Annotated in this window: 15 protein-coding genes; 4 read left to right on the top strand and 11 right to left on the bottom strand. The window is 40.4% G+C overall.

Annotation, left to right across the window (positions count from 1 at the left end; all coding sequences use genetic code 11):
* Window positions 1–58 precede the first annotated feature (58 nt).
* From apaH to lptD, 5 genes are all read right to left on the bottom strand, one after another.
* Window positions 59–874, bottom strand: a complete 816-nt coding sequence (gene apaH / locus F8B77_RS13550) for a bis(5'-nucleosyl)-tetraphosphatase (symmetrical) ApaH (RefSeq protein WP_151655825.1) — start codon at window positions 872–874, stop codon at window positions 59–61.
* A gap of 105 nt (window positions 875–979) precedes the next feature.
* Complete coding sequence (gene rsmA, locus F8B77_RS13545; RefSeq protein ID WP_151655823.1) at window positions 980–1,813, bottom strand: 16S rRNA (adenine(1518)-N(6)/adenine(1519)-N(6))-dimethyltransferase RsmA; 834 nt, start codon at window positions 1,811–1,813, stop codon at window positions 980–982.
* A complete protein-coding gene (pdxA, locus tag F8B77_RS13540) occupies window positions 1,810–2,799 on the bottom strand; it encodes a 4-hydroxythreonine-4-phosphate dehydrogenase PdxA (protein ID WP_167512824.1) in 990 nt (329 codons plus the stop codon). Before pdxA ends, rsmA begins: the two co-directional genes overlap by 4 nt.
* A complete protein-coding gene (gene surA / locus F8B77_RS13535; protein ID WP_151655821.1) occupies window positions 2,792–4,102 on the bottom strand; it encodes a peptidylprolyl isomerase SurA in 1,311 nt (436 codons plus the stop codon). The genes pdxA and surA overlap by 8 nt, the downstream gene beginning before the upstream one ends.
* A 70-nt stretch (window positions 4,103–4,172) precedes the next feature.
* Window positions 4,173–6,530, bottom strand: a complete 2,358-nt coding sequence (gene lptD / locus F8B77_RS13530; RefSeq protein WP_151655819.1) for an LPS assembly protein LptD — start codon at window positions 6,528–6,530, stop codon at window positions 4,173–4,175.
* A gap of 290 nt (window positions 6,531–6,820) precedes the next feature.
* On the opposite strand from lptD, the gene djlA reads away from it, so the two are divergent.
* Complete coding sequence (gene djlA, locus F8B77_RS13525) at window positions 6,821–7,669, top strand: co-chaperone DjlA (RefSeq protein ID WP_151655817.1); 849 nt, start codon at window positions 6,821–6,823, stop codon at window positions 7,667–7,669.
* 13 nt (window positions 7,670–7,682) lie between these two features.
* On the opposite strand, the gene F8B77_RS13520 is transcribed toward djlA, so the two are convergent.
* The 5 genes from F8B77_RS13520 to leuA all read right to left on the bottom strand — a co-directional run bounded on the left by F8B77_RS13520 (window position 7,683) and on the right by leuA (window position 13,324).
* Window positions 7,683–8,462 (bottom strand): DUF547 domain-containing protein, encoded by a 780-nt coding sequence (locus F8B77_RS13520; RefSeq protein WP_151655815.1) that lies wholly within the window; start codon window positions 8,460–8,462, stop codon window positions 7,683–7,685.
* Window positions 8,463–8,558: 96 nt separating this feature from the next.
* Window positions 8,559–9,161: a 3-isopropylmalate dehydratase small subunit gene (gene leuD / locus F8B77_RS13515; RefSeq protein ID WP_151655812.1), complete on the bottom strand. Its 603-nt coding sequence runs from the start codon at window positions 9,159–9,161 to the stop codon at window positions 8,559–8,561.
* Between the two features lie 11 nt (window positions 9,162–9,172).
* Complete coding sequence (gene leuC, locus F8B77_RS13510) at window positions 9,173–10,588, bottom strand: 3-isopropylmalate dehydratase large subunit (protein WP_151655810.1); 1,416 nt, start codon at window positions 10,586–10,588, stop codon at window positions 9,173–9,175.
* 15 nt (window positions 10,589–10,603) lie between these two features.
* Window positions 10,604–11,695, bottom strand: coding sequence for a 3-isopropylmalate dehydrogenase (leuB, locus tag F8B77_RS13505; protein ID WP_151655808.1), 1,092 nt, complete (start codon window positions 11,693–11,695; stop codon window positions 10,604–10,606).
* Window positions 11,696–11,776: 81 nt separating this feature from the next.
* Complete coding sequence (gene leuA / locus F8B77_RS13500; protein WP_151655806.1) at window positions 11,777–13,324, bottom strand: 2-isopropylmalate synthase; 1,548 nt, start codon at window positions 13,322–13,324, stop codon at window positions 11,777–11,779.
* Window positions 13,325–13,745: 421 nt separating this feature from the next.
* Here leuA and F8B77_RS13495 point away from each other — a divergent pair, with 421 nt between their 5' ends.
* Window positions 13,746–15,065 (top strand): efflux RND transporter periplasmic adaptor subunit, encoded by a 1,320-nt coding sequence (locus F8B77_RS13495; protein WP_151655804.1) that lies wholly within the window; start codon window positions 13,746–13,748, stop codon window positions 15,063–15,065.
* Window positions 15,062–18,166 (top strand): efflux RND transporter permease subunit, encoded by a 3,105-nt coding sequence (locus F8B77_RS13490; protein ID WP_151655802.1) that lies wholly within the window; start codon window positions 15,062–15,064, stop codon window positions 18,164–18,166. Before F8B77_RS13495 ends, F8B77_RS13490 begins: the two co-directional genes overlap by 4 nt.
* Window positions 18,167–18,177: 11 nt before the next feature.
* Here F8B77_RS13490 and F8B77_RS13485 read toward each other — a convergent pair whose 3' ends face one another.
* Window positions 18,178–18,894: a DUF481 domain-containing protein gene (locus F8B77_RS13485; RefSeq protein ID WP_242504803.1), complete on the bottom strand. Its 717-nt coding sequence runs from the start codon at window positions 18,892–18,894 to the stop codon at window positions 18,178–18,180.
* Between the two features lie 231 nt (window positions 18,895–19,125).
* Here F8B77_RS13485 and F8B77_RS13480 point away from each other — a divergent pair, with 231 nt between their 5' ends.
* A complete protein-coding gene (locus tag F8B77_RS13480) occupies window positions 19,126–20,523 on the top strand; it encodes a replicative DNA helicase (RefSeq protein ID WP_151655800.1) in 1,398 nt (465 codons plus the stop codon).
* Window positions 20,524–20,530: the final 7 nt, after the last annotated feature.

The raw sequence follows: 20,530 nt of genomic DNA, 5'->3' as shown, positions 1-20,530 counted from the left end.
TTGCTTTTATAGCTTCTAGTCAGCGAAGCGTATAGTTCCTAGTCTCTGCTCTTCCTCGTTACTGCTCTATTGCTTTTTGAGTAAAATACTTCCCATCATCAACACGATACATCGTCATATATTCCCCCCATACACAGCCTGTATCGAGCGCTATTACGTTATTTCCATCATGCCCCATCAATGCCGCCCAGTGACCAAAAATCACTTTATGCGAAAGAGGAAGACGATTTTCTAGCTCAAACCAAGGAAAGAGTTCATCATCACTAATCTCTTGAGGTGGCAGCTTACATTTCATATCTAAGCGACCATCAGAATAACAAAAACGCATGCGTGTAAAAGCGTTGATAATATAACGGTAACGCTCAATATCGGTAAGATCTTCTCTCCATACATCAGGCTGGTTATCATACATATTCTCTAATAACCAAATCCATTTGTCCGATTGTAAAATCGCTTCAACTTCATGCGCGCACTCAATGGCAGTATTAATATCCCATTGAGGGGAGATCCCTGCGTGACTCATTACGATATTATGTTCAGAGTTAACGGCTAATAATGGTTGATGACGTAGCCAAGTTAGTAACTCCTTACTATCAGGTGCCGTAAAGATAGGTGCTGTTTTGTCTTTTTCTTTAACACGAGAAATGCCCTGAGATACCGCCAGTAAATGCAAATCATGATTACCTAAAATAGTCACGGCTGCTGATCCTAATGACTTTACAAAGCGTAAAGTTTCTAATGATTTTGGTCCGCGAGCTACCAAATCTCCGGTTAGCCATAGTTGGTCTGTTTCTTTATTAAAATGGACCTGCTCTAATAAGATCTGTAGCTCATCTAAACAACCTTGAATATCTCCAACAAAGTAGGTCGCCATATATATTCCTTTAATTAATAAAGCTTACATCAATTGGTATTAGATAGAAAAAAGGTGACAATAAAGTCACCTTTTAATATGTATAATTTATGAATACAAACCCAGTTACTTAGACGTTTCTGTTTCAGCCTGATAATTGTCATTTAACCAGTTTGCCATAGTAACAAACTGCTCTAATGTAAGGTTTTCAGGGCGCATAGTAGGGTTAATGCCTAATTCTTCTAGCTGCTCTTTAGTCAGTAATGCTTTATAACAGTTACGAACAGTCTTACGACGTTGGTTAAAGCCTTCACGACACACGCGATCAAGCCACTTTAAGTTCTTCGCAGGGTACGGTAATACTTCATAAGGTACTAAGCGAACAACTGCTGAATCTACCTTCGGTGGCGGAACAAACGCTGTTGGTGGCACTTCTAATACAGGCATTACTTTACAGAAGTATTGCGCCATAACGGTTAAGCGACCATATGCTTTTGTACCAGGGCCTGCGGCCAAACGGTTCACCACTTCTTTTTGTAGCATAAAGTGCATGTCTAATACGTCTTTATGGAATTCAAATAGGTGGAACATTAGTGGTGTTGAGATGTTGTATGGCAAGTTACCGAAAATACGCAGCTTATTATTTTCTTTAATTAACTGAGTAAAGTCGAAACGCATAGCATCGCCTTCATGAATCGTCAGTTTACTGCCTAATTCAGGATGGTTACGAAGACGTTCTGCTAAGTCACGGTCAAGTTCGATAACAGTAAATTTATCAACTTCACGGCCAACTGGTTCAGTGATAGCACCAAGACCTGGACCAATTTCTACAAGGTTTTGGCCTGGCAGAGGGTTGATTGCAGATACGATTCCATCGATCACATAAGGGTCATTTAAGAAGTTTTGACCAAAGCGTTTTCTTGCTTTATGGCCTAAATGGACATCATTTCTAGTACTCATTTTTTCTCTACCAGTTCAATTGCATGGGTTAGTGCGGTAATAAAGCTTCCTGCATCTGCTTTTCCAGTACCCGCCAATTCCAATGCAGTACCATGGTCTACTGAGGTTCGGATAAACGGTAAACCTAATGTAATGTTTACTGATTTTCCAAAACCTTTAAATTTTAACACAGGAAGCCCTTGATCGTGATACATCGCTAGTACCGCATCCGCTTCTTGTAAGTATTTATCTTGAAATAGCGTGTCAGCAGGTAATGGACCAATAAGATTCATTCCTTCTTCTTCACGTAATTCATTTAATGCTGGCGTAATGATATCAATTTCTTCACGACCAAGACAGCCATCTTCACCTGCATGAGGATTTAAACCGCACACAAAAATTGATGGTTTGGCAATTCCAAACTTAGTGATTAAGTCTTGATGTAGAATTTGAGTCACTTGTTTTAAGCGATCAGCAGTAATGGCTTTTGATACATAAGCGAGTGGTATGTGAGTCGTTACTAACGCCACACGTAAGCCTTCAGTAGCAAGCATCATCACAACTTGTTGAGTGTTTGATTGCTCTGCAAAAAATTCTGTATGACCACTGAATGCCACTCCTGCACGATTAATGACGCCTTTATGTACAGGGCCAGTAACGACAGCATCGAATTCACCATCCATATTGCCTTGCGCTGCTCGACGTAATGTTTCAAGAACATAATGTCCATTGGCTTCATTGAGCTCACCTGCAATAACTTCTGCGCCTAAAGCAATATCATCGACAATTAAAGTGCCAGCTTGGTGGGCTTTGGCTGGAGATTGCACATTATATTCTTCAATTGAAATATCAATATTTAGTAACTTAGCTCTCTGCTCTAGCGCATTCTTATTGCCACAGACAACTAATTGATGCGGCCAATTTTGTTGTGCAATAGTAAGAACAAGATCTGGCCCAATACCTGATGGCTCTCCAGGAGTAATGGCAATTCGTTTAATCTTATTCATTATCTTCTTCACTATCATCATTTAGTATTTCAACATAAGCACTAGCTCGGATTTCTTGTAACCAAGCGCCAGCTTCTTCGTTAAATTTACGATTCATTAAAATACGGTATGCTTTGTTTTTCATTGCAGCATCAGTTCTATCAACTTGACGACGCTCTAATACTTCAACAATGTGCCAGCCATGAACAGTTTTAAATGGTTCACTGATTTGACCAACAGGCAAGGTCTCTACTTGGTGTTTAAATTCTGGAACATATAAATCAGGGGTTTGAAAGCCTAATTCACCATCTCTTGCTGCAGAACCTGGGTCTTGGCTATAGCGCTTTGCCATTTCAGAAAAGGTATCATTGCCTGCTTTAATATCAGCAATAATAGTGTTTAACTGACGTTTAGCGCCTTCATCACTCATGATAACTGAGGTTTTGATTAGAATATGACGCGCATTTACCTCAGTAACCGCAATAGTCTCAAGGCCTTTAACATCATCAATTTTCAGAATATGGAAACCTACACCAGAGCGGAATGGACCGATAATGCTGTTTTTTCCTTGTCCCGTAATTTGGTCTGCAAAAATGGTTGGCATTTCTTCTTTACGCATCCAACCCCAGTCACCACCTTGAAGTGCTTTAGGGCCTTTAGAGTAAGTATATGCCATGGTAGCAAAATCAGCGCCTTGTTTTAAGCGCTCGGTAAGCTCATCCGCTTGCTGCTCTAACACTTCTTTATCTGCTTGAGTTGCGCCATCTTCTGCTCGTAATTGGATGTGGCTGATTTTATATTGCACTGTTGCCTGAGTCTCTTCAGCAAGTAGTAGAGCAAGGCTTTCTACTTCTTGAGGAAGGATGTTAATACGACGACGTACTTGAGCGTTTCGAGCTTCACTTGCTGCTATCTCTTTGCGAATTTGTTCACGGAAGCTAGCGTATGAAAGCCCTTGAGCTGCGGTTTTTTGTTGCAGTTGCGCCAATGTCATGTTGTTTTCTTTGGCTATGTTCTTCAGTGCTTCCTCAAGTCGAGTATCGTCGATACGAATACCCATTTTTTCAGCTTGTTGGCTTTGAATCGTATCAACAATAAGCTTTTCAAGAATTTGTTCGCGTAGAACACTCTCTTCCGGCAAAGGTTGTCCTTTTTCTTGTGCGTTTATTTTTACTGTTTTAAGAGAGGTATCAATGTCGCTTTGTAATACAACGCCTTCATCAACAATCGCTACAACACGATCTAATTCAACCGGTGCTGCTTGTACATTCATGGTTAGCATAAGTAATAATGTGCTAACTAATGGGAGTTTCCAGTTTTTCATAGTGTCATCCAAGAGTAAGGAGAGTGAAGCGTCCGATTAACATAGGACGCTTCAGGTATATCCGTATAAATTAATTGTTTAAATAAAATGGGCGACCGTAGCCCAGTGCGTTAGTTGCTGAGCCAGAGGTGATACCAGTGTTACTTCCCAAACCTCGAATACTAATTGATAGCAACAGGTTACTTTCATATTCAGGTTCGTAACTCCCAATGGCTAATGTGGAATCATTTGTAGGAGCGATTAGCTGATCACTATACGTTAAACCAAATGACCAACAATCACTTAAATAGGTTACTCCTACTAAGGCCTCTATCATTTGGTCTTCTTTTGTATCATGGAAGTATTGTCCTTTAAGAGCCCAATTTCGGCCAAGATTATATTCACTCAGTAAGCCAGCTTGATAGATACCATGTTGGGTTATCTGCTCTATAGAATTATCCTCAAAGCGAACATTACTTTCGATGTAATTTTTACTTACATAACGATAGTTGGCCTGAACATAACCTTTTGCGAATCGGTATTCTAATGTGCTGTTTGCTATTTGAAGCTCACTGATATTTGAATCGTACTGAATACCGCCATGATAGAAAAGGTAGTCATTGAAGTTAAAGTCACTTTCTATAGCCCAAGCCGATGAGTTGCTAGTATCGTTTTCATTAGTGGTACCAGAACCATCCATATAAAGGATTTGACCAAAAGAGATGTTCATGCGCTCTTTATAGCTGTCATCATAAAACCGTGAGGTTGCACCAATACTGAATTGGTTCGCTGATGAAATATAATCAACACCACTGTACTGACGATCCCTAAATAATCCGTAGTAATCCAGTTGCAGTTTACTGCTGTCATAGCCGCCTTCACCTCGGCCACCATAGATCTCACTTTGGTCTACTTCTGGTACGTATAAATATTGTATTTTAGGCTCTAACGTTTGTAAGTACTCACCTAAGAATTTATGAGTGCTGTCTAAATAGATAGCACCATTAATACGAACTTCTGGAATGGTTCGAGATACTTCTTCTGATAAGCCTGATAGTGAGGTTTCTGAACGATCAAAATCTTGAGAATAATAGGTATAGAGTAAACTCGCCTCAGGCGTTAATGACCACCAAGTGGAGCTTAATGGTAAGCTTAACTTAGGCTCTAAGTGAACTCGTGTTGCTGATGGTTTTGCTTCGTCATCTATAGCAAATTTACTCACGTGGCTATGTAGGTTGAAGTCAAATTCTTTATAAAACTGAGGTGCATAATAGTTAAATTCTATTTGTGGCATTAGTCGGTATGGTGTTTGATCCTCAACCAATACTTGGAAGTCGCGCACACGCATGGTCATATCCCAATCCTGCGTACGATAAGAGACTTCGCCTGATTGACTTAATTGACCTTCATCACGAGTACCTATGTTTGAATTTAAGTCTTGGAAGTAATCGATATCGCTGACTTTGGAGTAGTCAACTTCAAACTTCCAGTGCTTTTGGTAGATCCCCGTATGATGCCAGCTTACCCCCCAACGAGCACCTTTGTCTTTGAATTTAGCATCATCATTAAGATATTCAACGTCGACAGTACCTTGCCCGAAGCTTTCTAAATAACGGAATTGAGCTTCTAACTGGGTACCACGCTTCTCCATGTAATTAATGGTTGTGGTTGCATCATAATTTGGTGCGATATTCCAATAAATAGGCACAGAGAGCTCAAAACCATTTTTACTATCAAGTCCTATACTAGGGATTAATACCCCTGTTTTACGTTGATCGCCAACAGGAACGGTAATATAAGGCAAGTAAAAAATAGGAACATCAAGCACTTCAAAGCGAGCATTGTAGAAGGTTGCCCATTCATCAGATTGGTCTAATTCGATATCACTGGCTTTAAAGCGCCAGCTATTGTCATCCGCAGGACAGGTAGTGAAAGAGGCGTCTTCTAATTGGTAGATTTCTTGTCCTGTTTTTAATACACGGCTTGCTGTACCACGAATAGGCTGACAAGACATCTTGTAGGCCGTATTAACCATAGTGGTATCTTCGGTAGTTAAATCCGTCGTGACTTTATCTGAGGTTGAGCGCATATCCATGCTTGAGTAATCAACATTACCTTCAGCTATTGCAATGTTTTCTTGCTGATGAAGAGTGATGCTATCGGCTTTAATCTCTTGTCGGCCTTTAATAATATGAACATTACCTTTATAAACGGCTTTAGAATTATTAATGGCTTCAACATTGTCTGCTTGAATTAAAACGGGTTGTTGTTCCTCTTCCTCTTGTGACATTTTATCAGTCACTTCGCAAGAGTTAATTGCGTCAGTTTTTAGAGGGAAGATTGTACTATTTTCTGGAGGTACAGGATTACCATCATCAGCGATGACGGGAGCTCCGTAAAGAAGGCATCCAGCGAATGAGACAAGTAGGCTGCGAGAAGTAAAAGGCATCGAGATAGACGTTCCTGTTCGTTATATTAATCCGCTGATATACTCAATGATATTAGACAGAGTCACTGCTTTATAATAAAGCAAAAGCTATGCCCAAACCACCTTAAGATGCGGCTATCATCTCATTCAACTCAGTTATTTTTCTGCAATTGCTTCTGTTGATGATACCCTGAATCCTGTATCTTGATGTTGGTTGGCTGCAAAGTAAGATGCTGCGTTTGCCCGTTATGTGGTTAAGTAGAATTATGTGACCGAGTAAAAATAGAATAATTCAATAATTGGAATATAAAATGCAAATATTTGGCAAAATATTAGGTGGTTTTTTTGGTTTCTTATTTGGTGGCTTTTTTGGCGCTGCATTAGGGATCTTTATTGGTCATCAATTTGATAAAGCAAAGCGCATGGCAAACCGTGGCTTTACTTTTCAAACTGGAGGAGCTTCTCAAACTCAAAAACAAGCAGAGTTTTTCCATGCCGCTTTTGCCGTTATGGGGCATATAGCGAAAGCAAAAGGGCAGGTGACAGCACAAGAAATCCAATTAGCATCAATGATGATGGATCGCATGAATTTAAGCGGCGAGCAGAAAAAAGAAGCTCAAGAAGCGTTTAGAGAAGGTAAAGAAAACGATTTTCCATTGCGTGAAACCTTACAGAAAATCCGCTCAATTACCGGTGGCCGCTATGATTTGTTGCAATTCTTTTTAGAGCTACAAATAGCATCTGCCATTGCGGATGGTGATATTCACCCAAGTGAGCGTGATATTTTACACATTGTTGCTGAAGAACTTGGCTTCAGTGCTGCGCAGCTTGAAAAGCGTTTAAAAATGCAAGAAGCGGCTTTTCGTTTTCAGCGCAGTGGTGGCTTTTCTGGTCAGGGTGGTTCACAACAAAATCATGGTCAATGGCAGCAAGCCAGTTCCGCTGATCAATTAAAAGATGCCTATAATTTATTGGGTATTAATGAAGATGCCGATGCTAAAACAATTAAGCGTGCCCACCGTAAACTAATGAATGAGCATCACCCAGATAAGTTGGTAGCAAAAGGTTTGCCACCTGAGATGATGGAAATGGCAAAAGAAAAAGCGCAAGAGATCCAAGGTGCTTATGACTTAATTAAAAAGGCCAAAGGGATTAAGTAATCCCTCTGTATTTTTATTGTTTATTCAATGACCAGTCGTAGTTATAGCGAATATCGCCTTTGAATGGTTTTAATTCTGGGCGATATTTTTTTAGGTGCTCAAATAGTTGTTGGTGATCCCCAAAATCGACAGCAAACCAATCATAAATAGAGGATAGTTGGACTTTATCTTCTTGAATCAATACTCCCTTGTTACTGTTAATGAATTCGGTTGCTGCTTTATCTAATAATTTATCGCTGTTTCTAGCGGTGAAGGCTTTTGGTTGTAAGTTAGGGCAGCCTAAACTTGCACAATTAACCGCATAATGCGTTCTAGGATCATTCCAAATAGGTCTTAAAATGCGATGTTCAATGTCATTAAGGGTCAGGATTTTTCCTGTAACAATAACGACTTCTTCATCCCAAGGCCCGAAGCTAAATAGCCCACCTAATTTAGTAATCGATTTGATAGGGTAATTATCCAAAATAATTTTTACTGTGATTGCATTGTAAAGGTTAGCCCAATAAGCGTATTGCTCTGCTTTTTTATACTCTCTCGGATCAATACGGCTCATTTGGCGTAAATAGCTGTTAAGAGTTCGTTCGTCGGCATCTGTGACGTTAGCATAATCAAAAAGCGTGAATTCTCCTTTATTAATGAGATATTTATCTAAGGTCTGTTGCCAATACTGGTGAGAGATGGTGGTGGCATTTTTTTCATTACTCACATCCCAATAATCCCAAAGTTCAGATTTTGGTGCAGCGAACGTATTGAATGAGAAAAGCAAAAGTAAAGAGGGAATAAGGATTTTCATAAAAGGTACCTGACTTTTGTTTACTAATAATTATTTAGTTTTATAGACAAAATAGAGGTTGATACGTTCATATCAACCTCTATTATTTCCTTAATCCTATTTTAAAAAGTCTGGAATCTTTGCTTCATATTCCGAAATTTTATCGGTGTGTTGCAGTGTCAGTCCGATATTATCCAAACCATTTAACAGACAATGGCGACGAAATTCATCAATTTCAAAAGAATACTGTTTATTGTTAGCAGTCACTAACATTGCTTCTAAATCAACGGTTACTTCAGCACCTTCATTCGCTTCAACGAACTGAAATATTTCATCAACTTCAGATTCGGTCAGGCGAACTGGAACCATTTGGTTGTTGATTGAGTTGCCATAAAAAATATCAGCAAAGCTTGGTGCGATCATCACTTGGATGCCGTAATCAGCCAACGCCCAAGGTGCGTGTTCACGAGATGAACCACAACCAAAATTTTCACGAGCAAGGAGAATACTAGCGCCTTGATAGCGTAGGGCATTCATTACAAATTCTGGATTTTCTTGCTCACCAGCATCATCAAGAAAACGCCAATCGTGAAATAAGTGTTTACCAAAACCAATGCGATTTACTTTTTGTAGAAACTGCTTTGGAATGATTGCATCAGTATCGATATTTGCCGTATCTAAAGGAACGACTAGACCTGTATGTTGCTTAAAACCTGACATAGTAAATTCCTTTATGCTTGTTCTGTAATAGTTCGAATATCAACAAAGTGGCCTGCAATTGCCGCTGCTGCTGCCATTGCAGGGCTAACTAGGTGAGTTCGACCATCACGGCCTTGGCGACCTTCAAAATTACGGTTAGATGTTGATGCACAACGTTCTTGTGGACCTAAACGGTCGTTGTTCATAGCAAGACACATTGAACAACCAGGTAAACGCCATTCAAAGCCCGCTTCTTTAAAGATCACATCGAGACCTTCTTTTTCAGCTTGTGCTTTTACTTGCTCAGAACCAGGAACAATTAACGCTTGAACATGAGCAGCGACTTTATTGCCCTTTGCTACGGCAGCAGCAGCACGCATGTCTTCGATACGTGAGTTAGTACAAGAGCCTACAAATACTTTATCTACATTGTAATCAGACAGGGATTTACCCGCTTCAAGGCCCATGTAAGCTAATGCTTTCTCAGCGGACGCTTTTTCTACTGGGTCAGAAAAACTCTCAGGAGCAGGAATTGGTTGATCAACGGCGATTACTTGACCTGGATTTGTGCCCCAAGTGACTTGAGGTTTAATTTCAGAGGCTTCAAGTGTTACTACCGCATCAAATTTTGCATTATCGTCCGTTTTTAGTGATGACCAGTATTCGATAGCCGCCGTTAAGTCTTCGCCTTGAGGTGAGAATTTACGGTCAGTAATGTAATCAAATGTGGTTTGGTCTGGTGCGATAAGGCCTGCTTTAGCACCTAATTCGATTGCCATGTTACATACCGTCATACGACCTTCCATCGTAAGGTCGGTAATTGCTTCACCACAGAATTCAACCACGTAGCCAGTGCCACCTGCAGCCGTTGTTTTACCTATGATCGCAAGCACGATATCTTTTGCTGTGATGCCTTCTGCGACTTTACCTTTCACTTCGATCTTCATGGTTTTCGCGCGCGCTTGTTTTAGCGTTTGTGTTGCTAGTACGTGTTCAACTTCAGAAGTACCGATACCAAATGCCAATGAACCAAATGCACCGTGAGTTGCAGTGTGTGAATCACCACAAACAATCGTCATGCCCGGTAGAGTAATGCCCAGTTCAGGCCCCATTACGTGCACAATACCTTGGTATTTATGGTTTAGGTCATAAAGGGTTACGCCAAATTCTTCACAGTTTTTAGACAGTGTTTCCATTTGGATGCGAGCCATTTCACCAGAGGCATTAATGTCTTTAGTTTGTGTCGATACGTTATGATCCATTGTTGCGAAAGTTTTACCTACTTGGCGAACTTTACGACCTTTTTCACGTAACCCATCGAACGCTTGTGGCGAAGTCACTTCGTGTACCAAATGGCGATCGATGTATAGAATAGGGGTTTCGCCTTTTGCTGCAACAGCAACATGGGCATCGTAAATTTTTTCGTATAATGTTTTTGCGTTAGCCATTGCTTCTTCCTTGAATTACGAATTCAAAATGTATTCAGCGATTTTATCGCCCATTGCTGAGGTGGTTAGTGCTGGTTTATCACCGGCAAGATCTGCTGTTAATTCAACTGCTGACAGCGCTTTAGATACGGCAGCTTCAATACTTTGTGCTGCTTCTTCTTCACCTAGGCTGTAGCGTAACATCAGTGCAGCAGATAAGATCTGAGCCACTGGGTTTGCGATGTTTTTACCTGCGATATCTGGTGCTGAACCACCTGCTGGTTCATACAGACCAAAGTTGCTTTCATTCAAGCTTGCAGAAGGAAGCATACCCATAGAGCCTGTGATCATTGCGCACTCATCAGAGATGATGTCACCAAAGATGTTTGAACATAGCATTACGTCAAACTGAGAAGGATCTTTGATTAACTGCATGGTCGCGTTATCAATGTACATATGGCTTAGTTTTACATCTGGATAATCTTGTGCCACTTCTTCTACTACTTCACGCCATAGAATAGAGCTTTGTAGAACGTTGGCTTTATCAATTGAGTAGACGTTTTTATTACGTAGACGAGCCGATTCAAAGGCAATCTTTGCAATACGTTCGATTTCGTAGCGGTGATAAATTTCAGTATCGTACGCTTTCTCTTGAGGGCCTTCGCCTTCACGACCTTTAGGCTGACCAAAGTAGATACCACCCGTCAGTTCACGAACAACGACGATATCAAAACCACGTTCAGAAATATCAGCACGTAGAGGTGAGAAGTTTTCTAATCCTTTGTGAATTTGTGCAGGGCGAAGATTACAGAACAGTTGGAAATGTTTACGTAGAGGAAGTAAGGCACCACGCTCTGGTTGGTCATTTGGTGGAAGATGTTCCCATTTAGGACCGCCAACTGAGCCAAATAATACGGCATCTGATTCTTCACAACCTTTGACTGTGCTCTCTGGTAGCGGACAACCATGGTTATCAATCGCAATACCACCTACATCGTGCTGCTCGCGTGAAAATGAAATTGCGTGTTTTTTCTCAATCGCATCTAGAACTTTATGTGCTTGTTCCATCACTTCTGGGCCAATGCCATCACCCGGTAAAATCGCAATTTTGTATGTTTTATTCGTCATGTTAATCCTTTAATCTTTTCTATCTAATTTGCTTAATCAGAGAAGAGTGATACTTCTCTGATTTAACATTCTTTTGGACACTTAAACTGCAGCAATTTTCTTTTGCTTAATTTCAGCAATTTGATCGGCACGGTGAATGCTATTAATTACGTGAAGCAGTGCTTGCCCTGATGCTTCGATAATATCGGTCGCTAAGCCGGTACCGTGATACTTGCGGCCTTTGTAATTAGCAATAATGTCTGCTTGTCCTAAGCCATCTTCACCTTCACCTTTCGCGGTTAAGTCAAACTTATCTAGAACAATCTCATAGCCTGTTAGCTTATAGATACACTGATAAAGAGCATCAACAGGACCATTACCGACAGCAGCTTCGCATTTCTCTTCATCACCACAAAGTAGTTTGATGCTTGTAGTTGCCATAACACTGCCTGATTGCACACTCAGGTAGTTCAACTTATAGAAGTCATCTTCATCGCGAAGATTAGCAAAATGCATTAGTGCTTCTAAATCGTAATCAAATACTTGTCCTTTGCGATCTGCCAGTTTTACGAAATCAGCATAAAGGGTATCTAGGTTGTATTCGTCTTCTTTATAACCCATTTCATCCATGTGGCTTTTTACTGCTGCACGACCTGAACGACTGGTTAGATTTAGCGCTTGGTTTTTAAGGCCAATCGATTCTGGTGTCATGATTTCGTAAGTGTTTTTATTCTTAAGCATGCCATCTTGATGAATGCCAGATGAGTGGCTAAAGGCGTTTGCGCCTACGATAGCCTTATTGCTCTGAATTGGCATATTACACAGTTGGCTTACCAATTTACTGGTGCGGTGGATTTCATCATTTTTAAGGCCCGTATGAACGCCTAGATAGTCTGACCGAGTCTGTAGAATCATCGCGATTTCTTCTAGAGAACAGTTACCTGCACGCTCACCAATACCATTAATAGTGCCTTCAACTTGTCGAGCTCCAGCTTGAACAGCTGCAATAGAGTTGGCCACTGACATACCCAAATCATCATGACAATGGACAGAGATGATTGCTTTATCGATGTTTGGAACACGATTGAATAATTGCTGAACAATACCCCCAAATTCACCTGGGATGGTGTAACCCACCGTGTCTGGAATATTGATGGTATTTGCGCCAGCATTAATGGCTGCTTCAACCATACGACAAAGGTTATCAATTGGGGTTCGGCCTGCATCTTCACAAGAAAACTCAACATCATCAGTATATTTACGAGCGTGCTTAACTGCTTTTATTCCCATTTCGACCACATCATCGTAGCTACGACGCAATTTATCTTGAACGTGAACCGTCGACGTTGAAATAAAGGTGTGGATTCTGAATGCTTCAGCGACTTTTAACGCTTCAGCTGCCGCATCAATATCTTTTGCAACAGCACGAGAAAGACCACAAATTCGACTGTTTTTAATGTGTTTTGCAATGGTTTGAACCGATTCAAAATCACCCGGAGATGACACAGGAAAGCCGGCTTCAATAACATCAACTCCCAGGCGTTCAAGTGCGTACGCAATCTGCAATTTTTCTTTTACGGTTAAACTTGCTGATAGTGCTTGTTCGCCATCACGTAAGGTGGTGTCGAAGATAATGACTTTATCGCTCATGGGCCTGCTTCCTTGTGTTTGTCATTCGCCTTGATGGCGGATATCCATAAAAAAACCCGCCATGGTTAGCGGGTTTTAAAATTTAGTTTATGGTTTCTTTTGGTCCATAACCTACCCGCGTAAGATGTTCACGATAAGGAGGAGGTTTAAAGCAAAAGAAGATAATGTTTTCATTTGAAATACAATCCATAAAAAATAATTAACAAAGTAATATCGTACTTGGTTAATATCGTCAACCTTTAATTGACTTTTTTACATCATGTGGATGTTTTTTTGATTAAATGTTAAAAAATGAAAGAAAACGATTGCTATGATGCGTTTTTATACAAAGGTAAGCGTATTTTTAATTCTTAAGAGTACAATTAAAAACTAGTAAGTATTTATCTGGTATGAAGTTAAGTAAACAGAAGAGATGCTCATAATGAAAATAAATAAAAAATTCCTCTTTTTTCCAGTTGTTGCGGTTGGTGTGATTGTTCTTATTACCATCACGAAATTGCGTCCCGATGCCGAAACTAAGCCGCTTGAAGACCGTTCAAAAGTCGTTAATATCCAAATGTTAGAACCTAAATTTATTGCCCCTCAAGCCATTGGTTATGGAAAAGTTAGACCTAAGTTTGAATGGAAAGCCATTGCTGAAGTATCAGGAAAAGTGGTTTATCGTCACCCTGAGTTAAATAAAGGAAATATCTTATTAGCCGGAACTGAAGTACTGAGAATAGACCCGCTTGATTATGAGTTGAAATTGGCTCAAGCAGAAGCGGACTTAGGGTCGAGCCAAACTCAATTAGCAAAAGTGGGCTTAGAAGAAAAAAATATTCGAAATACACTCAAAATAGAAAAGAACCGATTATCTATCAGTAAGAAAGAGCTTAGCCGTAAGGTTAATCTTCAGAAAAAAGGCCTGACATCTCTATCGGATTTAGATCAGCAGAATCAGTCTTATTTGGCGCAAAAAAAAGTCGTTCAAGATATTCAAAATCAAATTTTATTATTGCCTGATGAGAGAAAAGTGGCCGCGGCCATGGTTAAGGTAAACCAAGCAAAATTAGAAGAAGCGCAACGTTCTTTAGCAAAAACATCGATTATATTACCAGCGGATGTGCGTATTTCTGAGGTGGATATTGAAGCTGAACAAGTGGTTAATCTGCAGCAAATCATGTTCATTGCTCATGGAATTCAAACCATGGAGGTGGAAGCTCAAATCTCTATTCATGACATGCAAACATTAGCTCAGAGTGTGAAAGCCTTTGAGGTAAGTGATCGGGGCATGCCAAATATTGATTCATTACCATTAACGGCGAATGTGGAATTAAGCAGTGGTCGCTTTGATGCTGAATGGGAAGCGAAAGTCGCTCGTATTAGTGAAACGGTCGATTCAAATCAAGCGACGGTTGGCGTCATTTTAGAAATAGATCAAGACTACCGTGTTTTTCAACCCAACTCATTACCACCATTAGTGAATGGGATGTTTGTGAAAGCAAGGATAGAGGGTGAAGCGTCAGAGCAGTGGGTGATCCCTGAAAGTGCTTTGCATGGCGATAAGATCTATTTGTTGGGGCAAGATAACAAATTAACTATCCTTCCGATTGAGATTATTTATCGACGCACTAACCAAGTCGTCGTGATCGGAGATATTAAAAATAATGATCGTTTGATCTTAAATGATCTGCTTCCTGCGATTAATGGTATGCAACTGCGCTTGGCTAACTCAAATATTGATAAGGAGCCTGTGCAATGATCAAGTTTTTTGCTCGTCATCCAACCGCTGCTAACTTATTAATGCTCACTATATTGCTGCTTGGTTTGGTTTCTTTACCTCAATTAAAACGAGAGACATTTCCTGAATTTAGTCCTCCTTATATTTTAGCTGGTGTTGTCTACCCAGGGGCTTCTCCACAAGAGGTGGAAGAGAGCATTTGTATCCGTATGGAAGACGCCGTTGATGGCTTAGGTCATATTGAGGAAACCAAATGTGAAGCAATAGAAGGTTCAGCTCGGCTGATTATTAAGTTGAATGAAAAAGCCGATATTGGACGTATGTTGGTGGATGTACAAACTCAAATTGACTCAATTAGTGACTTTCCAAAAGAGATTGAATCCCCAATTGTTCAAGAGCTTGATTGGAACGAACCTGTGGTGGATGTTGCGATTACCGCAGATACCACATGGCCAGAATTAAAAGCATATGCAGAGAAATTAAAACAAAGCTTAAAACTTGATTACGATGTATCACTCGTTGAAGTGAGTGGTTTTTCTGATCATCAATATCGAGTGGAGTTGGATGAAAGTGCGATTCGTCAGTTGGGATTGAATGTCAGTGATATTGCCAATCAATTAGCTCAACAGAACATTAAATTGCCCAGTGGTAATATCGAAACGCCGGAGAAAAACTTTTTAATTCGCTTTAATGAGAGAAAAACTACGCCAGAAGAATTAGCAAAAACGGTGATTGGGGCATCAGAGAATGGCGCATTACTTCGTCTTGGGGATATTGCAACCATAACTGATCGCTTTGAACTTGATGAGCAGAAAGTGCTGTTTGATGGTAAGCCATCAGCGGTACTTAAGATCCGCAAAAATAAAGCCGATGATGCATTGAGAATTAAAGATCGTGTTTCTGAGTTTGTTGAATATCAGCAATCAGTCGCACCAGATGGTGTGACATTAGAGATGACTAACGATCTATCATCACTGCTTTGGGATCGTTTAACCATGATGGTAAAAAACGGGTGGCAGGGGATCATTCTTGTTTTTCTAACCATGTGGTTGTTTTTTACTTTCCGTTATTCTTTCTGGGTTGCAGCTGGTTTGCCCGTGGCTTTTTTAGGTGGACTGTTCTTAATGGCGAGCTTGGGGCTTTCTATCAATATCATGTCTCTCGTCGCCTTATTAATGGCCATCGGGATCATGATGGATGATGCGATTGTGATTGCAGAATCCATCGCTTCTCATCTCGATAGAGGGCAAGAGATTGATGATGCGGTCTATAACGGTGTTAAAAAAGTCTTTCCTGGTGTTTTATCTTCTTTTTTAACGACGGTCTGTATTTTTGGTAGCTTGATGTTTTTGCAAGGAGAAATGGGGGCAGTATTAAAGGTTATTCCACAGGTTCTTATTTTAGTGCTTTCCTTGAGTCTTATTGAAGCATTTTTAATCCTACCGAATCATTTAAGCCATTCATTACACAGAGCAAAAAACGAAAAACCTATTGCTGGATTTAAAACGAAAGTATTGGAGCGTTTTGAGCACTTTAGAAATACCACCTTGGTTAATGCGGTAACTAAGGTGGTAGAGTGGCGCTACGCATTTTTAGGTGCCGTTATCGCCAGTTTATTGGTTTCTTTTTCTTTGATATCTGGTGGCGCGTTAAAGTTTGTTGGTTTTCCAGAGTTAGATGGAGATATCGCCGAAGCACGTATTATTTTACCGCCGGGTTCTTCGTTATCTCAAACTGAGTTAGTAGTAGATAAGATTGTTAATGCAGCGAATAAATTGAATAAACACTGGAGTGAAGAAAAGGAAGGTGGCACACCATTAGTTGAGCATATTACCGAGCAATTTAACACTAACGCTGACGCCAATGAATCTGGTCCGCACTTAGCGACCATTCGTTTAGATTTATTAGGGGCTGAAAAACGAAATACCTTAATTGATGATTTTATTGATGCATGGCGTGAAGAAGTCGGAGATTTAGCAGAGCCAATAATTATGGTTTTTAAGCAGCCAACCATGGGACCGGGTGGAAGGGCGATTGAAATTCGCATGATGGATGATAACTTACACACATTGAAGTCAGCATCGTTAGAAGTTCAAGCTTATTTGAATGATTTTGCAGGCGTTTATGGTGTGCTTGATGATATGAGAATGGGGAAAGAAGAAGTATTAGTAAAACTTCGCCCAGGAGCTGAAGCTTTTGGTGTGACGGGTCAACTGATTGCTAATCAATTACGCGCGGCTTACTTTGGACAAACGGCGGATGAAATTCAATTTGGTGTTGAAAATATTGAAATTGAAGTGCGTTTAAATAAACAACAAGCGGGTGACTTGCATACCTTAGAGAATTTCCCAATCATTTTGCCTACCGGAGAACAAATACCTCTAGCCTCTATCACAACACTGGATTTTCAACGAAATTACGTGCGAATACAGCGAATTAATGGGTTAAGAACTTTAAGTGTCTTTGGAGATATTCATGCATCTCAGGTGAGTTCAACAGAAATATTGAATCAATTTAAAAAAGAACTCGCACCGGAATTAAAAAAGAAATATCCAGGGCTGCGTTTTGATTTTGAAGGGGAAGCGAAAGATTCAGCCGAAACCGGGCAATCTATAGGTACTGGATTTATGCTTGGGCTGTTTGGGGTATTTGTTATTCTCAGCTTCCAATTTAGAAGCTACTTAGAACCGTTTGTGGTGATGCTAGCGATACCATTAGCGCTGATTGGCGTGTTATGGGGACACGTTTTATTAGGTCACCCATTAAGTATGCCAAGCATTATGGGGTTTGTTTCTTTAGCGGGTATTGTGGTCAATGATTCGATTTTATTGGTGCAGTACATACGCCACCATGTTGATGATGGTGATTCCGTTTATGAGTCAGTGGTCAAAGCAAGTCGTGAGCGTTTTAGGGCGGTATTTTTAACCTCAATTACGACAGCTGCAGGGTTATTACCCTTGTTATTAGAAACCAGTTTGCAGGCGCAAGTTATTCAACCCTTAGTTGTATCGATTGTCTTTGGTATCTTTACTTCAACCTTATTGGTGTTGTTTATGATACCAGCCGCTTACGCCATTTTAGCTGACTTTGGTTTAGTGAAGAAACATGAAGAGCTTCATTAAACTGGAAGAGTCTAAAATGAAAACAATAAGTTAATTGAAAAAACAGAGTCGGTTTGACTTAGCCCAGGGGGAACACGATCAAGATACTCTTGTGATTGTGCAATTTTTAGGGCGATTTCTTCAGTAATGTTATTCGTAACGCTGACTTCAGAATCGACACGAGTATTACTATGACCTGCGGTAATGGTAACTTCACCCGCTAAGGTTAAGTTATCGAGCGCTTTCCAAGACATATTAACGTTGGTACGAACAATAGGTTCTTGGACGGTTTCAGGCAAAATTAAATCATCATCATCAATTTCATCTAAGTTGGGGTTTTGGTAACGAAAACCGGGACCCACTTCTAATTCTAATAATAATTTCTCTGTATTACTGATCTGATAACCCAAACCACCAGAAAAAGTATAGTCGTTAAAGTAGGCGCTGTATTTTGTGTTTAGCCCTTTAAAGTTGGCATATAAGTAGTAATCAGGACTGATCTTATAGTCACTTTGCAAATTAATGCTTAGTTGATCTTTATCGGCTTCACCGTCTTTTTCTGATAAGTAATATTTTATTTCACCAGTATGACGGTGCTGTCCAGATGTGTAGCTGCCCTCAAATCGGCTATTGAGTGATTGAGAGTCGCTGTTACCAGTATTTGATTGGTAACCAAACTCTACTTGGCTTTCCCACGGTGATGGGGGCGACGTATCCGTGTCTTCAGTATCGAGCTCACTAGCATGCACTGATGCACCTATAGTAATAAGCCCAGTTAGAAACACTTTTTTTAACACGCATCAATCTCAAAAAGAATAAAAGAGGTCAGATAGTATAGGTGTTTTCTTGATTCAAATAGTTAAATTTGAGTCAAAATCTTTATTTTGCGAATGGTAAGGTTGCTAGAGAAGGATTGTTATTTCATCCATGTTTCTTTTGGTTATAATGTAGAGCTAAATTTAGGATGGTGAAAAGTAGTAATGGCTGATAATCGAAATCAAAACCGCAAACCAGACGCACAAGTAGACGCGTTAAAAGTACCGCCGCATTCATTGGAGGCAGAGCAATCTGTCCTTGGTGGTTTGTTACTTGATAATGAGCGTTGGGATACCGTTGCAGAAAAAGTGGTGGCAGGAGATTTTTATAGCCGACCGCATCGACTTATCTTTGAGTCAGTTAAATCCATCCTAGAAAATAGTATGCCTTTGGATTTAATTACCTTATCTGAGCACCTTGAACGTCATGAGAAATTAGATTCTGTTGGCGGTTTTGCGTATCTGGCGGATTTAGCTAAAAATACCCCAAGTGCTGCAAACATTAATGCTTATGCAGATATCGTGCGTGAGCGTGCAATGGTACGTAACCTTATTGGTGTTGCAAATGAAATTGCAGATGCAGGTTATGATCCACAAGGTCGAACATCAGAAGATTTACTCGACATGGCAGAGAGTAAAGTCTTTGCCATTGCAGAAGAGCGTACTACTGAAAATGAAGGCCCTCAAAATGTCGATTCAATTTTAGAGAGAACCTTAGAGCGTATCGAGATCTTATATCAAAGTCCGCAAGATGGTGTGACAGGGGTATCGACGGGGTTTACTGATCTCAATAAGAAAACCGCAGGCTTACAAGGTTCTGATTTAATCATTGTTGCTGCTCGTCCATCGATGGGTAAAACGACCTTTGCGATGAACTTGTGTGAAAACGCCGCAATGGACCAAGATAAACCCGTACTTATTTTCTCACTAGAGATGCCCGCAGAACAGCTGATGATGCGTATGTTGGCTTCGATGTCTCGTGTTGACCAAACTAAAATTCGTACCGGTCAGTTAGATGATGAAGATTGGGCTCGTATTTCGTCTACGATGGGCATTTTGACGCAAAAGAAAAACATGTACATCGATGACAGTTCAGGCTTGACGCCAACTGAATTACGTTCACGCGCTCGTCGTGTGGCTCGTGAAGCGGGTGGTCTAAGTATGATCATGGTCGATTACCTTCAGTTAATGCGAGTTCCTGGTTTACAAGATAACCGTACGTTAGAAATCTCTGAAATTTCACGTTCATTAAAAGCATTAGCCAAAGAGTTGAACGTTCCTGTTGTCGCTCTATCTCAGTTGAACCGTTCCCTAGAGCAACGTGCCGATAAGCGCCCAATTAACTCGGATCTTCGTGAATCGGGAGCGATCGAGCAAGATGCCGATTTAATCATGTTTATTTACCGTGATGAGGTTTATAACCCTGAGAGTAATCGTAAAGGCATCGCAGAAATTATTTTAGGTAAGCAACGTAATGGTCCAATCGGCTCAGTAAGTCTGACATTCCAAGGACAATTTTCACGCTTTGATAATTACGCAGGCCCTGCGTTTGATGATGAATAAGGCAATA

Source organism: Aliivibrio finisterrensis, assembly GCF_008933155.1.
Taxonomy (GTDB): domain Bacteria; phylum Pseudomonadota; class Gammaproteobacteria; order Enterobacterales; family Vibrionaceae; genus Aliivibrio; species Aliivibrio finisterrensis.
This window is presented reverse-complemented; position numbering and strand designations above follow the sequence as displayed.

What these genes read in the sequence shown, in the direction of transcription:
- apaH (WP_151655825.1), bottom strand. Translation starts at nt 874, where the DNA reads ATGGCGACCTACTTTGTTGGAGATATTCAAGGTTGTTTAGATGAGCTA.
- F8B77_RS13520 (WP_151655815.1), bottom strand. Translation starts at nt 8,462, where the DNA reads ATGAAAATCCTTATTCCCTCTTTACTTTTGCTTTTCTCATTCAATACG.
- F8B77_RS13480 (WP_151655800.1), top strand. Translation starts at nt 19,126, where the DNA reads ATGGCTGATAATCGAAATCAAAACCGCAAACCAGACGCACAAGTAGAC.
- F8B77_RS13495 (WP_151655804.1), top strand. Translation starts at nt 13,746, where the DNA reads ATGAAAATAAATAAAAAATTCCTCTTTTTTCCAGTTGTTGCGGTTGGT.
- pdxA (WP_167512824.1), bottom strand. Translation starts at nt 2,799, where the DNA reads ATGAATAAGATTAAACGAATTGCCATTACTCCTGGAGAGCCATCAGGT.
- F8B77_RS13490 (WP_151655802.1), top strand. Translation starts at nt 15,062, where the DNA reads ATGATCAAGTTTTTTGCTCGTCATCCAACCGCTGCTAACTTATTAATG.
- leuD (WP_151655812.1), bottom strand. Translation starts at nt 9,161, where the DNA reads ATGTCAGGTTTTAAGCAACATACAGGTCTAGTCGTTCCTTTAGATACG.
- rsmA (WP_151655823.1), bottom strand. Translation starts at nt 1,813, where the DNA reads ATGAGTACTAGAAATGATGTCCATTTAGGCCATAAAGCAAGAAAACGC.
- leuC (WP_151655810.1), bottom strand. Translation starts at nt 10,588, where the DNA reads ATGGCTAACGCAAAAACATTATACGAAAAAATTTACGATGCCCATGTT.
- surA (WP_151655821.1), bottom strand. Translation starts at nt 4,102, where the DNA reads ATGAAAAACTGGAAACTCCCATTAGTTAGCACATTATTACTTATGCTA.
- lptD (WP_151655819.1), bottom strand. Translation starts at nt 6,530, where the DNA reads ATGCCTTTTACTTCTCGCAGCCTACTTGTCTCATTCGCTGGATGCCTT.
- djlA (WP_151655817.1), top strand. Translation starts at nt 6,821, where the DNA reads ATGCAAATATTTGGCAAAATATTAGGTGGTTTTTTTGGTTTCTTATTT.
- leuB (WP_151655808.1), bottom strand. Translation starts at nt 11,695, where the DNA reads ATGACGAATAAAACATACAAAATTGCGATTTTACCGGGTGATGGCATT.
- leuA (WP_151655806.1), bottom strand. Translation starts at nt 13,324, where the DNA reads ATGAGCGATAAAGTCATTATCTTCGACACCACCTTACGTGATGGCGAA.